Raw genomic sequence first — 14,236 nt, 5'->3', positions numbered from 1 at the left:
GCCCATGACGTGGCCGATAAACCGCCGACCAGGTTACTCGATGCCATCCGGACGACTGGGCGCCCCAGGAGCCCAGCCGTCCACCGGACTCAGCTCAGAACCCGGCCGAGGAAGTCGCGGATCAGCGCGGCGATCTCGGGTCCGTGCGTCTCCAGCGCGAAGTGACCTGCGTCGAGCAGGTGCAGTTCGGCATCGGGCAGGTCGCGCAGATACGCTCGGGCGCCATCGGCGCCGAAGATCTCGTCGTGGGAACCCCAGGCGATGAGCGTCGGCGGCCGGTGCTCGGCGAAGTACTTCTGGAAGGCGGGGTAACCGTCGAGGTTGTTCTTGTAGTCGAAGAACAGTTGCAGCTGGATCTCCTTGTTGCCCGGGCGGTCGAGGTAGGCCTGATCGAGGGTCCACGCATCCGGGCTCGCCAGCGCGAGCCGGTCGGCCGGAACACCGTGCGTGTACTGCCATTTCGTCGCGTCGAGCTCGAGCAGCTCGCGCACCTGGGGCTCGTGGGTGACACGGTCGTTCGCGTGCGCGAACAGCACTTCCCAGAACGGGGTGAACCCTTCGAGGTAGGCGTTGCCGCTCTGGGTGATGATCGCGGCGATCCGCTCGGGGTGACGCGAAGCGATGCGCAGGCCGATGGGGGCACCGTAGTCGTGGATGTAGATCGCGAATCGGTCGACGCCGAGGGTGTCGAGCAGTTCCAGGGTGATCGCGGTGAGCGCGTCGAAGCTGTAATCGAATTCGTCGACCGACGGCATGGCCGACTGGCCGAAGCCGAGATGATCGGGCGCGATCACGTGATAGTCGTCGACCAGTGCGGGGATCAGGTTGCGGAACATGGCCGAGCTGGACGGGAAGCCGTGCAGCAGAAGAAGAGTCGGCTTTTTCGAGTCGCCTGCCTCGCGGTAGAAGACCGAGTGGCCCTGGATCTCGACGGTGCGGTGGCTGATCTGGTTCATCGTGGATCTCTTTCTGTGGGGGTGATACTCGCGCCGAGCCCGGGATCTCCGGCACGCTCGGCCGAGGGATTCAGACGGTGACCGGTTCGCGACGGCGAACCGGGGTGATCAGTCCGACGGCGACGACGGTGAACACCAGGCCGAGGGCGAAATAGCCGCGATAGCTGTCGGTGAGGGCGTGCACGACGGTGGCCACGCCGAGCCCCGAGGCGGCGGCGAGCTGGTGGATCACCCAGGCGGGCGCCAGTGTGCTGCCCATCCGAGCGGGGTCGAGACCACGCGACAGGATCGCCATGGTCAGCGGGATGACCGGGAACGAGGCGATGCCGAACAGCACGGCGACCACGACCAGCACCCGCGGCCCCGGCACGAACACCGCGGGCAGCAAGGCGACCAGGCGCACCGAATACAGCACCCGCAGTAGTGATTCCGGTGGGTAGTGCCGCAACAGCCGCACCATCGCGGCCGAGGTCAGCCCGGCCGCCAGCGCGGCCGACGCCACGAGCCTGCCCGCACCGGCCACCGACCAGCCTTGTTCCACCGCGTGTTTCGGCAGCATCAAGACGACCACGTACATGGTCGCCGCGTGGAAACCGAAGGACACCAGCACTTTCCACCGGTCGGCCAGCGATTCTTTGACGCCCGCGCCGGTGCTCACCCGCTGACCGGCGGGCAGCAGCAGCCACAGCACGACGGTGGCGGCCAGGCCGATCGCGCCGAGCAGCGCGAAGGTGGCGCGCACACCGATCGGGTCGAACAGCGCGGTCGCCGCCCACGGCGTGATCAGCTGGCCGAGGTTGATGCCGATCGCGGCCCGTGCCATGGCCGGGCCGACCTGCGCACCGTGTGCGCGCCCGAGCAGGGTGGTCACGGTGAGGGTCGACGAGGCCGCGAAGCCCAATCCGCCGAGCACCATGTAGGCCGCGACGAACTGCCAGGTCTGGGTGACCGAGGCCAGCACCACATAGCTGCTCGAGATCAAGGTGAGCCCGCCGATCAGCACGCGTTCGGGACCGAGCAGGTCGAGCAACCGGCCGATGCTCTGCTGGGCCAGGCCGGTGACCGCGGTGCTCAACGCCGCGGCCACGGCCAGCGCAGTCGCCGAAACGCCGTACGCGGCGGCGGTGGGGGCGAAGAACACGCCCATGGTGAAGTTCAGGCCGAATGAAACGGTCATCGCCGTCAGTCCTGCCCACGCGAGATGCTCACGCCGCATACCCGTCACGTCCTAACTTGCTAAATCAATTTCAGCGGTTAGAACACGACGATCAGGAATCCTATTCCTTCGTCACGAATGTCATCGGCGCGAAAACGGTTCGCAGCCGGGCAATCTCGGATTCAGCGGCGTGCAGGTCTCCTACGCCGCAGACACGAACGGCGCGTTCACCAGGAGGTGAACGCGCCGGACGGTGGAGAACGAACTAGCGGCCGATCGCGGCGGCCATCACGCGGGTGGCCGAGATCAGACCGTCGATCAGGTTGCCCTGACGGAACGAGGCCAGGGCGGCGGTGACGCCGAGCTGGCAGATGCGGTCGTTGGCGCGCTCGGTCACGTTCGCACCGGAGCGGACCTCGATCGCGCCCTGGTTCGGGGACACGGCGATGAGCACCGAATCGGCCGACTCCGGGGTGTTCGGCAGGATCGCGTCGGCACCGGCCGCCGGATCGGAACCGAGGTCGCCGAGGTAGATGTTGAAGCGGACCTTGGTGGCGCGGGTCGCCTCGGTGAGCGCGTTGTCGAGGGAGATGCGCTCACGATCGGTGAACGGCACCTCGTCGAACACGGTGCCCGGCTCGTGCACGCCGGACACACGGCCGCTACTGGTCAGGGCGAACCCGTGCGGCAGGTCGGCCTCGACCACCGCGGGCCAATTAGAACTTGCCACTTGCCCGGCCTCCGATCAGCTCCGCATGCGCGGTTTCGAGAGCCGCATGATCGCCATGCGGCTCGGCGGTGTGGTGCCCCGCCGCGGCGGTCACCTCTTCGGTAGCACTCCACAGCACCGGCCGGTGGGTCCACTTCTGCCCGAGTGCGAAGTGGGCCGGCTTCTCACCGGAGAATGGCTTACCGAGAAAGGACAAACCCGCGATCGCGAAGTAGATCACGGCCGGGATGCCGACGAAGATCAGCACTGTCTCGAGAATGCTCACGCTCCAACGGTAGACGATGCTGTGTAGTAGTTCATCCTCCGGCTGGCAGTTCCCGCACCGCGTGTCCGGCGCGACTACACCAACCAGGCCGCCGCGTTCGGTGGCAACCGATCGTCGGCAACCGGTGCACTCGACAGCAGCACCTCCCCCGGCGGCAGCTGGATCGGGCCCTCGGAGGCGTTGAGCACGCAGATCAGCCCGCCCGGACGGCGGAACGCGAGACAGCCGTCGGGACTGCCGTACCACTCGATCCGCTGGCCCGCGAACTCCGGCCGGGTGGCGCGCAGGTCGATCGCCAGGCGGTACAGCGACAGCGTCGAGTGCAGGGTTTCCAGTTGCGCTTCGACGGTGCGGTCGGCCCAGTCGGCGGGGATCGGCAGCCACGGCTTGCCCTCGGTGAAACCGAACGGCACGGCCGAGCCCTCCCACGGCATCGGGACCCGGCAACCGTCACGACCGCGTTCCTGGTGGCCCGTGCGCTCCCACACGGGGTCCTGCAAGACCTCGTCGGGCAGATCGTCCACGTTGGGCAGCGCCAGTTCGGCGCCGTTGTAGATGAACACCGCACCGGGCAGGGCGAGCTCGACCATCATCATCGCCCGCGCCCGCGCGACGCCGGTGTTGCCGCCGCCGTAGCGGGTCACCTCGCGTTCGATGTCGTGATTGGACAGCGTCCAGGTGGGTGGGGCGCCCGCGTCGGCGACAGCCTCGAGCGAGTGCGTGATCGCGTCGTGGACGCCCTGCGCGGTGAAGGGAGTCTCGGCGAGGCGGAAGTTGAACGCCAGGTGCAGCTCGTCGGGGCGGACGTATTCGCCGAAGCGGACGTTGTCGTCGACCCACACCTCGCCGATCGACACCGCGTGCGGGTAATCGTCGAGGACCGTACGAATGCGGCGATGGATGGCGTGTACGCCGGGGTTGTTGAAACGGGGATCGTCGTCGTCGTGCACCAGCATCTTGGTGTCGACCTTGTCCATGTCGGGCAAGCCCTCGGGTTTGGCCATGCCGTGCGCGACATCGAGGCGGAAACCGTCGACGCCGCGGTCGAGCCAGAAGCGCAGGGTCTTCTCGAAATCGTCGGCGACCTCGGGATTGTCCCAGTTCAGGTCGGGTTGTTCGGGCGCGAAGATGTGCAGGTACCACTGCCCGGGGGTGCCGTCGGGCTCGACGATCCTGGTCCAAGCCGGGCCGCCGAAGATGCTGGGCCAGTTGTTGGGTGGCTCGTCCCCGTTCTCGCCGCGACCGTCGCGGAAGATGTATCGGGCGCGTTCGGGGCTGCCCGGCGCCGCCTCCAGCGCCTCGGCGAACCACGCGTGCTCGACGCTGGTGTGGTTGGGCACCAGATCCATCGTCACTTTGATCTCGCGGTCGTGCGCCTCGGCGATCAACTCGTCCAGCGCCTCCAGTCCGCCGAAGAGCGGGTCGATATCGCGCGGATCGGAGACGTCGTAGCCGCCGTCGGCCTGCGGTGACCGCATCACCGGACAGATCCACAGCGCGTCGACGCCCAATAGCTCCAGGTACCCCATCTTCTCGCGTACACCACCCAGATCGCCGACACCGTCACCGTCGGAGTCGGCGAACGAACGTGGATAGACCTGATAGAACACGGCGGTTTTCCACCACGGAGCGGTGCTTGCTTCCCCCGGCACCGGCGAGGCAGGTGTCTGTGTCACACCCGCAATATTGCCAAAGATCGCCCGCAATATTCATGTGGGGCGAGACTTTCTGCGAATCTGGCAAATCACCAGCGTTCGCCACGCCATGACGAAACATCATGGTAAAAGGCGGAATGAGCGCGAAACCGGCCCGCTATCCGCCGGTCATCAGCGAACAGCGGGCACCCGTCGGCTCAGGCGAGGCCGGAAAGTCGGTGTACGCCTGGTCACATCGGGGCGTTTTGCAGGGAAGCTGCGGGAGACTCGGTGTACGCCTGGGTCACATCGGGGCGTTTTGCAGGGAAGCTGCGGCCATTTGGAAGTAGTCCAGCAGGGCCTTGCGGTGTTCGTCGTCCAGGATCGACGGTTCGATCTCACCGACGGCGATCCGCATGCACCGCATCCAGGCGTCGCGCTCGAGCGGCCCGATGACGAACGGGTTGTGGCGCATGCGCAGGCGCGGGTGTCCGCGCTCGTCGGAGTAGGTACGCGGACCGCCCCAGTACTGTTCGAGGAACATCCGGAACCGGCGCTCGGCCGGACCGAGGTCCTCCTCCGGGTACAACGGACGCAGGATCTCGTCGGCCGCGACCTCGCGATAGAAGACCGACACCAGACGGCGAAACGTCTCCGCGCCGCCCACGGCTTCGTAGAAGGAGGTCGTTGTCTGCTCACCGGAAGTCACGCGTTCCATTGTGCCCCGATCGCCACGGTCACGAACGCGCTGCCCTTCAACCACAGTTCATCCGGAAGTTTGAAAAATAGCCGTGCAATACCGCCGGAACCATGGTCAACTGAGGGCAGTATCGGCCCCAGATACCACATGATCCTGCCAATCATGAAATTGAGGTCAAGAGGATGAAGCAGCGACCGGGCGCCCGTTCACACGAGGCGCGAACGCACCGACAACTCCAGCCCGCCGACGTCCACAATCGTGGCTCGGGGGCTGTTCCGCTGCATATCCTGTCCGATCACCATCCGGGCGCACACGGTCTTCACGACCTGCCGCATATCCCCGCGCCGCTGCATCTCGCCGGAGACCACGACGCCGCCGCATGGCGCAAACGCCGGGTCCTCCTCCTCAACGCCACCTACGAGCCGCTCACCGCGCTGTCCGCGCGTCGCGCTGTCGTGCTGCTGATCTGCGCCAAGGCCGACGCCGTCCACGACGATCCCGAAGGCCCGGTCCTGCACTCCGCGGGCTCCGAAGTGGCGATTCCGTCCGTCATCCGCCTGCGCACCTACGTGCGGGTGCCCTACCGCGCCCGCGTGCCGATGACCCGCGCCGCGCTCATGCATCGCGACCACTACCGATGCGGCTATTGCGGCGGCAAAGCCGAGACCATCGACCACGTGATCCCCCGCAGTCGCGGCGGCGAGCACTCGTGGGAGAACTGCGTCGCCAGCTGCGCCCCCTGCAATCACCGCAAGGCCGACAAGATGCTGTCCGACCTGGGCTGGCACCTGCGCCACCCGCTGGTCTCCCCCAAGGGTCCGCACTGGCGGCTGCTGTCCACCACCGCCGATCTGGACCCGATCTGGTTGCAGTACCTCGGCGAAGGAGCCGCCTGACACACCGCGCTCGAGCAGTTCAGGCGCTCTCGATGACCATCGTCGCCCAGGTACCCGGTTCGAGGGCTTCGAAGATGTGTGGAAGATCACCCAGGTAGCGGATGTAGTCGCCGGGGCGCATTTCCACGGGCTCGTCGGCCGGGCCGACCATCGCGTGCCCCGCCGCGAGCACGACGTGTTCCACGACGCCGGGAGTGTGCGGCTCCGAGCGCCGGGTGTGTCCCGGTTCGGCCGCGATGCGGTACACGTCGCAGCGGGTGTGTGACTGGCCTGCTGCGAGCAATGTCACCCGATAGTCGGCGTCGGCTGCCGGTACCGGCGAACCCTCGTCGGCGCGGATCACCTGGACGTTGGATCGAGGCGGGTCGAGCAGCCGGGAGAACGGCATCTCCAGGGCGACGCACAATGCCCACAGGGTTTCCAGGCTGGGATTGCCGGTACCCGATTCCAGTTGGGACAGTGTGGATTTCGCGACGCCTGCCCGATTGGCGACCTCGGTCAGCGATAAGCCTGCGCGGGCGCGTTCGCGGCGCAGCGCCGCGGCGATCACCGCCTGGGGCGGTCCGACGACAGGGTCCTGCCGGTCCATCTACGCCTCCTGAGGGCTGGCGATACCGCGTTGACTTTACCCACCCTGTGCGTTCAATATAAACAACATGCGTTCGATCTGGCGAACACTCGACCGGGGAACCGTGGCTGCCGTAGCCGCGGCGTGCTTTGCCGTCGGCCTGTTCGGTGTGTCCTACGGCGCGTCGACGATCGCGGCCGGGTTCCCGATGTGGATGCCGATCGTGATGGCGGTGACGGTGCTGGCAGGCGGGTCGGAGCTGCTGTTCTTCGGGATCGTCGCGGCCGGCGGCAGTCCGCTGGCGGCGGTGGTGGCCGGACTCCTGCTCAACGCGCGGCACCTGCCGTACGGATTGTCGGCGCCGGAGGTATTCGGGCGCGGCTGGAAACGGGTGCTCGGCATCCACGTCCTCAACGACGAGTCGGTGGCCTTCGCCGCCGCGCCGGGCGATCAGGAGCGCAAACGCGCCGCGTACTGGGCGTGCGGGATCGGGGTCGCGCTGTGCTGGCCGCTCGGGGCGACCCTCGGTGCGGCGCTGGGTTCACTGGTGCCCGACACGTCGGCGCTCGGACTGGACGCGGTGTTCCCGGTGATTCTGCTGGCGTTGATCCTGCCCGCACTGCGCGATCGAGCCACGTTGCGGCCGGTACTCGCCGGTGCGGGATCGGCGGTGGTGGTCGCGCCCTATGTACCGGCCGGACTTCCGGTGTTGATCGCCTTGGGCGGGCTGGTCTTCGCACTGCGCCCGCCGACGCCTTCCGCCGAGCCGGTCACAGCATGAACGCGCCATACCTGCTTCCCGCCATGCTGGCGCTGGCCGTGGGAACGTACGCCCTGCGATGGACCGGCCCCGCGATGCGCCATCGACTGCGACTGTCCCCCAGGACAATCCATCTCCTGGACACCGGCGCCCTCATCCTGCTCGCCGCCCTGGTCGCGACAGCCACGCTGCCGACCGGCTCCGGCCACCTCGGCATCGCCCTGCCCGCCGGCGTCGGCGTCGGCGGAGTCCTAGCCTGGCGGCGCGCTCCCCTGCTCGTCACGGTGCTCGCCGCCGCCACGACAACCGCCCTGCTGCGACTGGTCGGCGTGCACTGACCCCGACCGCCGCATTCAGCTGGGCGACAACGGTATTCCCCCACCCAGCCGTCGCGCGACGGACCCGTACCGAGCATCCAACCGCAACCAGGTGCGGGTAGCACGGACCCGAACCAGCTCCGAGGGCTGGATCCGTCGCGACTCCGTCTTCTCCCCCGCGTGCGGAATGAAATCCATCGCGGTGAGCGCGAAGACGACGCGCATCGGCACCTGGACCTCGATATCTTCGGGGCCGGTGACGGTGAGAACCGACTGGTCGAGCAGGGAGGCGGGCGGCCCCTTGGGACCGCCGTGTTCGCGGGCCACATCCGCGCCGCGCTCGGCCAGCTCGACCAGGGTGCGCGCCGGAACGTCGTCGACATGAGTGAAGCCGTCGGTGGGCGGAAGGGCGCCACGCCAGGCGGAATCCATCGAGTAACCGAGGTCTATCGGGTGGCCGGTTCCCAGCCCGGCGAGGACCGCGTCCGCACCGACAGTGACATCGTCGACGCCGAGTTCAGCGGTGATCGTGCGCACCGCCAGAGTCTCGAACCCCGTTGCCACCCAGGCTGACACGAGGCTGGATCCCCGCCGCCGCAACCGGACGACAGCGGCCGGGTCGAGGCGGATGGCGCGGGTGAGGAAGGTGGCCAGGTTCTCGCGTTCGGCCGGGTCGGGCGTGTGTAGCACCCGCTGCTCGGAGCTCACGAAATCAGGCCCGCCACAGTGACAGGTAGTCGCGTTCGGACTCGCTGAGCCTACGCAGCCGCTGGGTGTCGATGTCGAACGCGGCGAGCTGGGTGGTCGCGAGGACCGCGGGCGGCGAATCGGGGGCCGCGCCGTTGGCACGCACCTCGTAGCCGACGGTGAAATCGACCGCGCGCAATTGCTTGACCCACATGGCGATGTCGAGCGGGGTGTCCTCGTGACGCAACTGCCCGCGGTACTTCACATGCAGGTCGACCAGCACACAGCCCTGCCGCCCCATCGACGCCGTCGGCTTGTCGTCACCGAACAGCCACGGAATCCGCGCCTCTTCCAGCAGGGTCACCATCCGAGCGTGGTTGACGTGCTGGAACACATCCATATCCGACCAGCGGATCTCGACCTTCGCGTGAAAACGCTGCGGCAACACCAGATCCGGTGCAGACGTGGCGATGTTGCCGTTCGGCGAACTCGTCACCGTGGTACCTCCGATTGGGCGCCCACCCCGCTCACCATGCTCCGCACCTGTCGCGCGGCAACCGACAGTGTGGCGAGGTCGTGGGTCCCGGACTCGAACAATTCCGACAGTGCCGCGCGCGCACGGCCCAGCCGGGACTGGTTCTTCGACTCCCAGTATGCAATTTTCTCGTCCGGCGTTTCCTCCGGGTCACCCGCGGACAGCACATCGAGGGTGAGCGAGCGCAACGAACCGTACATGTCGTCGCGCAGAGCGAGCCGGGCCAGCGCATGCCAGCGGTCGCCGCGTTCGAGGTGGCTCACCGCCTCGAGCAGCCAGTCGATCTTGAGATGGTCGTTGAGCGCGTAATACAGGGCGCCCACCTCGGCACCGTCGCGATCGGTGATATCGGCGATATCGACGATGTCGAGCAATGGGAACATTCCGAGCAGCCCGAACACCTCGGTGGCCAGGTCGGTCGGTGCGCCATCGGCGATCAACTCGGCGGAGCCCTGGGTGAGCGAGGTGACGTGGTGCCCGCGCAACCACCCCGGTACCTGCGGCGCCAGCTTCTGCACCCGGCGGTGGTACCGGTTGATCTCGGCGCCGACCGCGATCGGCTGTGGCCGGTTGCTCAGCAGCCAGCGCGATGCCCGATCCAACGTCCGCTTGGATTCCAGTTCCAGCAGGTCACAGACCCCGGCCGGAGCGTCGGCGCTGCGGATGCGCGACCACACGTCGTGCAGCTGGAAGATCTCGGAGGCCGCGGCGAACGCGCGCACCGTGTCGGAGGTGGTGGCGCCGACCTCTTCGTTGAGCCGATGGGCGTAGGTGATGCCGCCGTAGTCGACGACCTCGTTGACGATCATCGTGGTGATGATCTCGCGACGCAGCCGGTGCTTCTTGATCGCCGCACCGAACTGTTCACGCAGCGGTGTCGGGAAGTACAGCGGCAGCTTGCTCGCGAAATAGGTGCTGTCGGGCATGTCGGTATCGAGCAGGTCGGCCTTGAGTCCGAGCTTCACGTGCGCGAGCAGGTTGGCCAGTTCGGGTGAGGCGAGCCCGGCCCCCTCCTCGACGCGGCGAGCCAGTTCGGCCTTCGACGGCAACGCTTCGAGCTCCCGATCCAGGCCGCGTCGCTGTTCGAGGTCGGCGATCACCCGGCCGTGCACATTGAGCATCCCGGGCGCGTCGGTGCGTGCGATGCCGATCAGCACGTTCTGATCGACGTTGTCCTGCAACACCATTCGGGCGACCTCGTCGGTCATCGAGGCCAGCAGCGGATTGCGGTCGGCGGCGGCGAGGTCACCGGCGCTGACCACGCCGTCGAGCAGGACCTTGATATTGACCTCGTGGTCGGAGCAGTCGACGCCCGCCGAGTTGTCCAGGGCATCGGTGTTCATCTTGCCGCCGCTGCGGCAGAACTCGATTCGGCCGAGCGCGGTGGCGCCCAGGTTGCCGCCCTCACCGATCACCTTGACCCGCAACTGGTTTCCGTTGACCCGCACCGCGTCGTTGGACTTGTCGCCCACCTCGGCATTGGATTCGGTGCTCGCCTTCACATAGGTGCCGATGCCGCCGTTCCACAGCAGCTGCACCGGCGCGAGCAGAATCGCGCGCACCAGCTCCGGCGGCGAGAGCGTCTGCACCGAGTCGGGCAGGCCGAGCGCGGTGCGCGCCTGCGGCGAGATCGGCACCGACTTCACGGTCCGCTCGAAGACGCCGCCGCCCTCGCTGATCAGGCTCCGGTCGTACTCGGCCCACGAGGATCGCGGCAGCGCGAACAGCCGCTCACGTTCGGCGAAGGAACTCGCGGCGTCGGGGGTCGGGTCGAGGAAGATGTGCCGGTGGTCGAACGCGGCGACCAGCCGGATGTGCGGAGAGAGCAGCATGCCGTTGCCGAATACGTCACCGCTCATGTCGCCGACGCCGACAACGGTGAATTCCTGGCTCTGGGTGTCGATGTCCATCTCACGGAAGTGGCGTTTGACCGCTTCCCACGCGCCCTTGGCGGTGATGCCCATCGCCTTGTGGTCGTAGCCCGCGGAGCCGCCGGAGGCGAAGGCGTCGCCGAGCCAGAAGCCGTAGCGCATGGCCACATCGTTGGCGATGTCGGAGAAGCTGGCGGTGCCCTTGTCGGCGGCGACCACCAGGTAGGTGTCGTCGCCGTCGCGGCGCACCACCCGATCGGGCGGCAGCACCGCGCCGGTGGCCAGGTCGACATTGTCGGTGACATCGAGCAGCCCGGAGATGAAGGTGCGGTAGCAGGCCACGCCCTCGGCGATGCTCGCCTGGCGGTCGACGGCCGGGTCACCGACCGGAGCGGGCGGACGCTTCACGACGAAACCACCCTTGGCGCCGACCGGCACGATCACCGCGTTCTTCACCGCCTGCGCCTTGACCAGCCCGAGAATCTCGGTGCGGAAGTCTTCGAGCCGGTCCGACCAGCGCAGACCGCCACGCGCCACCGAGCCGAAGCGCAGGTGCACGCCCTCGACGCGGGGCGAGTACACGAAGATCTCGAATTGCGGTCGCGGCTTGGGCAATTCGACGATCTCGCGCGGCTCGACCTTCAGCGCCAGGTATTCACGCGGGCGACCTTCGGCGTCGAGGACGTAGTTGTTGGTTCGCAGCGTGGCCTTGATCAGCCCGAGCATGGCGCGCAGGATGCGGTCGGCGTCCATGCTGACCACTTCGTCGATCCCGGCCCGTACCCGTGTCTCGAGCTCGACGGCGGCGTCGGCGGAAACCGTTTCCGGGTCGAATCGGGCGGCGAACAGGTCGACGAAATCGCGCGCGACCTCGGGATGAGCCAGCAGCACCCGCGCGATATTGACCTGCGAGTACGGGAACCCGGCCTGCTGCAGGTACTTCGCGTACGCACGCAGGATCGCGACCGACCGCCACGGCATGCCCGCACGCAGCACGAGTTCGTTGAGACCGTCGGCTTCGGCCCGGTCGTACCAGACCGCTTCGAAGGCATCGGTGAACCGGGTGCGCAAGGCGTCGACCTGACTCGGCGCTTCGAGCAGTGCGGCGTCGAGGTCGCCGCCGAGTGCGTTGCGCACCAGTTCGGGACGGGCTTGTAGGCCGAAATCGTAGATCCAGCGCTCGGTGCCGCCCTCGCATTCGAGCTGGTAGGGCCGTTCGTCGACCACCTCGACGCCCAGGCTCTGCAGCACCGGGAGCACCTGGCTCAGCGATACGCCGGAGCCGGCGATGTAGAGGCTGAACCGCCATGAACCGGGCTCCGCTTCGGGCCTGCGGTACAGGTACTGGTCGATGCCGCCGTCGGTGAGCTGTTCGAGGCGACCGATGTCGGCCAGCGCGCGAGCGGGCTCGAAGTCCTCCTTGTAGCTTTCGGGCAGTGCGTCCGAATACCGTTTCACCACAGCGGGATCGAGCACGGTGGAGGATGCGACCGCGTCACCGATTCGGTCGTCCCAGGTGTGGCTGGCCGCGTTGAGCAGGTTCTGCAGGCGCAGCCGGTTGTCCTCGGAGGTGTCGGGGGCGGCCTCGCCGGTGGCTTCGCCGGGCAGCATCACCGTGAAATACACACTGGCGAGCTCGCTTTCGCTCACCCGCGCCGAGTAGTCGATATCGACACCGCCGAGCTCGGCGACCAGGATCTCCTGCATCTCCAGACGCACCGCGGTGGTGTAGCGATCACGCGGCAGGTACACCATGCAGGCCACGAAGCGGCCATAGGCGTCGCTGCGCAGGAAAAGCCGGACCTGCCTGCGCAATCCGACGCCGAGCACCGCGACGGCGGTGCGGCGCATGGTCTCGGTGTCTGCGGAGAACAGTTCGGTGCGCGGGAAGGACTCGATCACCTCGAGCATCGCCTGCCCGGAGTACGAATCCTTGTCGAACCCCGCCCCCTCGATCGCCGTGCGCACCCGGCGGTTGATCACTGGGATGTCGAGTACGTTCTCGTGCACCGCGCTCACGGTGAACACCCCGATGAACAGGTGCACACCCACCTCGACGCCCGCGGCGTCGATATCGGCGACACCGACGAAGTACGGGTACACCGAGCGGTGCACGGTCGCGCGCACCAGGCCCTGGGTGAGCAGCAGCAGCGGGCGGTCTTCACCATTGATGGGCACCTGGAAATCGGTACCGACATCGGGGCGAAGGACGCCGAGACTCGCACCGGGCACCGAGGTGGACACCGTGTGGCCTGCCTCGACGCCGCGCTGATAGCGCGCATAACCGAGCAGGGTGAAGTTGCCCGCGGCCAGCCAGCGCAGCAGCTGAGCGCAATCGGCCACATCGACGCCGGGGAACGGCGTGGAGCCCGCGGCGGCGGCACGGTCGAGCTCGTCGGCGAGCGAGCTCTGCACCGCGGCCATGGCTTCGGTGTCGTCGATCACCTGGCGGACATCGTCGATCACCTCGGGCATGGTGCGTTCGATGTGATCGAGCTGGGCCCTGCTCGTCGACGGGTGCAGCTGCAGGTGCATCCACGATTCGGTCAGCCCGGTCGCGCCGTGGCCGTCCACCTCGTGCGCCGCGGCGCCGGTGAGATGGCCGTTCTCGTCGCGGGTGACCTCGAAGATCGGGTGGATCACCTCGGAGACACTCACCTGCATCCGGCCCAGCGCCGCGGTGATCGACTCCACCAGCAGGGGCATGTCGTCGGTGACGACCTGTACCGCCGCGCCCATCCCGGTCCCGTCGTCGGGGTGGTGCACTCGCACCGTGGCCTTGCCGGGACGACGAACGGCGGCCAATTCCATGTGGTGCCGAAAGATCTGGGTGATTCCGGGGATCGGGAAGTCCACGTCACCGGCGTCGACGTGTCGGAAATACGCCTCCTCGAGAGTGCCGAGATCGCCGCGCAAACTCTGCGGCATCCCCGCAGCCCACGCCGCGCTGGAGATTTCCGACGAGACCGTCATCGTTTAGCCCACTCCCATGGATTGTGGTTCGCTTCGATTTCGCAACTCAGGTGACGCATTTTCGAGACTAGCTCCGGCTACTCGAACCTGCTCAGGGAATTCGGGCTTGCCGCGCCGGTAACTTGCGGAATGCTGGGTGAACGCCGAGGGCTCCGATCGGCACAACGCCGACGGCCCGGCGGAGCGAC

The 14,236-nt window shown here is 67.5% G+C and carries 13 protein-coding genes; 3 read left to right on the top strand and 10 right to left on the bottom strand.

What is annotated here, in order from left to right; all coding sequences use genetic code 11:
• Positions 1–89: 89 nt before the first annotated feature.
• The 6 genes from NS1_RS15145 to NS1_RS15120 all read right to left on the bottom strand — a co-directional run bounded on the left by NS1_RS15145 (position 90) and on the right by NS1_RS15120 (position 5,459).
• Positions 90–956: an alpha/beta fold hydrolase gene (locus NS1_RS15145; protein WP_062985197.1), complete on the bottom strand. Its 867-nt coding sequence runs from the start codon at positions 954–956 to the stop codon at positions 90–92.
• A gap of 70 nt (positions 957–1,026) precedes the next feature.
• The gene (locus NS1_RS15140) at positions 1,027–2,133 is read right to left on the bottom strand and encodes an MFS transporter (RefSeq protein WP_169812781.1); all 1,107 of its coding nucleotides are present in this window, start codon (positions 2,131–2,133) and stop codon (positions 1,027–1,029) included.
• A gap of 244 nt (positions 2,134–2,377) precedes the next feature.
• Positions 2,378–2,842, bottom strand: coding sequence for a DUF5130 domain-containing protein (locus tag NS1_RS15135; RefSeq protein WP_056821553.1), 465 nt, complete (start codon positions 2,840–2,842; stop codon positions 2,378–2,380).
• Positions 2,829–3,107, bottom strand: a complete 279-nt coding sequence (gene ctaJ, locus NS1_RS15130; RefSeq protein ID WP_062985193.1) for an aa3-type cytochrome oxidase subunit CtaJ — start codon at positions 3,105–3,107, stop codon at positions 2,829–2,831. The genes NS1_RS15135 and ctaJ overlap by 14 nt, the downstream gene beginning before the upstream one ends.
• Positions 3,108–3,181: 74 nt before the next feature.
• Complete coding sequence (locus NS1_RS15125; RefSeq protein WP_062985191.1) at positions 3,182–4,783, bottom strand: glycoside hydrolase family 13 protein; 1,602 nt, start codon at positions 4,781–4,783, stop codon at positions 3,182–3,184.
• Positions 4,784–5,045: 262 nt separating this feature from the next.
• The gene (locus NS1_RS15120; RefSeq protein ID WP_056821556.1) at positions 5,046–5,459 is read right to left on the bottom strand and encodes a globin; all 414 of its coding nucleotides are present in this window, start codon (positions 5,457–5,459) and stop codon (positions 5,046–5,048) included.
• 164 nt (positions 5,460–5,623) lie between these two features.
• On the opposite strand from NS1_RS15120, the gene NS1_RS15115 reads away from it, so the two are divergent.
• Positions 5,624–6,337 carry an HNH endonuclease gene (locus tag NS1_RS15115; RefSeq protein ID WP_255284539.1) on the top strand — a complete coding sequence of 238 codons (714 nt, stop codon included), beginning with the start codon at positions 5,624–5,626 and terminating at the stop codon, positions 6,335–6,337.
• Between the two features lie 19 nt (positions 6,338–6,356).
• On the opposite strand, the gene NS1_RS15110 is transcribed toward NS1_RS15115, so the two are convergent.
• Positions 6,357–6,926: a helix-turn-helix domain-containing protein gene (locus tag NS1_RS15110; RefSeq protein ID WP_062985185.1), complete on the bottom strand. Its 570-nt coding sequence runs from the start codon at positions 6,924–6,926 to the stop codon at positions 6,357–6,359.
• A gap of 67 nt (positions 6,927–6,993) precedes the next feature.
• Here NS1_RS15110 and NS1_RS15105 point away from each other — a divergent pair, with 67 nt between their 5' ends.
• Both NS1_RS15105 and NS1_RS15100 read left to right on the top strand, forming a co-directional pair.
• Entirely contained in the window at positions 6,994–7,686 is a 693-nt protein-coding gene (locus tag NS1_RS15105) for an AzlC family ABC transporter permease (RefSeq protein ID WP_062985183.1), read from the top strand.
• Positions 7,683–8,003 (top strand): AzlD domain-containing protein, encoded by a 321-nt coding sequence (locus NS1_RS15100; RefSeq protein ID WP_056821560.1) that lies wholly within the window; start codon positions 7,683–7,685, stop codon positions 8,001–8,003. The genes NS1_RS15105 and NS1_RS15100 overlap by 4 nt, the downstream gene beginning before the upstream one ends.
• Before the next feature lie 15 nt (positions 8,004–8,018).
• Here NS1_RS15100 and NS1_RS15095 read toward each other — a convergent pair whose 3' ends face one another.
• The 3 genes from NS1_RS15095 to NS1_RS15085 form a co-directional block, all read right to left on the bottom strand.
• On the bottom strand, positions 8,019–8,690 hold the full coding sequence (locus NS1_RS15095; RefSeq protein ID WP_056821561.1) for a DUF8185 domain-containing protein: 672 nt from the start codon (positions 8,688–8,690) through the stop codon (positions 8,019–8,021).
• A gap of 4 nt (positions 8,691–8,694) precedes the next feature.
• On the bottom strand, positions 8,695–9,069 hold the full coding sequence (locus NS1_RS15090) for an acyl-CoA thioesterase (protein WP_235569853.1): 375 nt from the start codon (positions 9,067–9,069) through the stop codon (positions 8,695–8,697).
• 92 nt (positions 9,070–9,161) lie between these two features.
• Positions 9,162–14,048, bottom strand: a complete 4,887-nt coding sequence (locus NS1_RS15085) for an NAD-glutamate dehydrogenase (RefSeq protein ID WP_062985181.1) — start codon at positions 14,046–14,048, stop codon at positions 9,162–9,164.
• Positions 14,049–14,236: the final 188 nt, after the last annotated feature.

Origin of the sequence: Nocardia salmonicida NBRC 13393, assembly GCF_001613085.1 — a bacterium.
Lineage (GTDB): Bacteria > Actinomycetota > Actinomycetes > Mycobacteriales > Mycobacteriaceae > Nocardia > Nocardia salmonicida.
The sequence above is the reverse complement of the archived record's forward strand: the minus strand, read 5'-3'. Positions and strand labels throughout refer to the sequence as shown.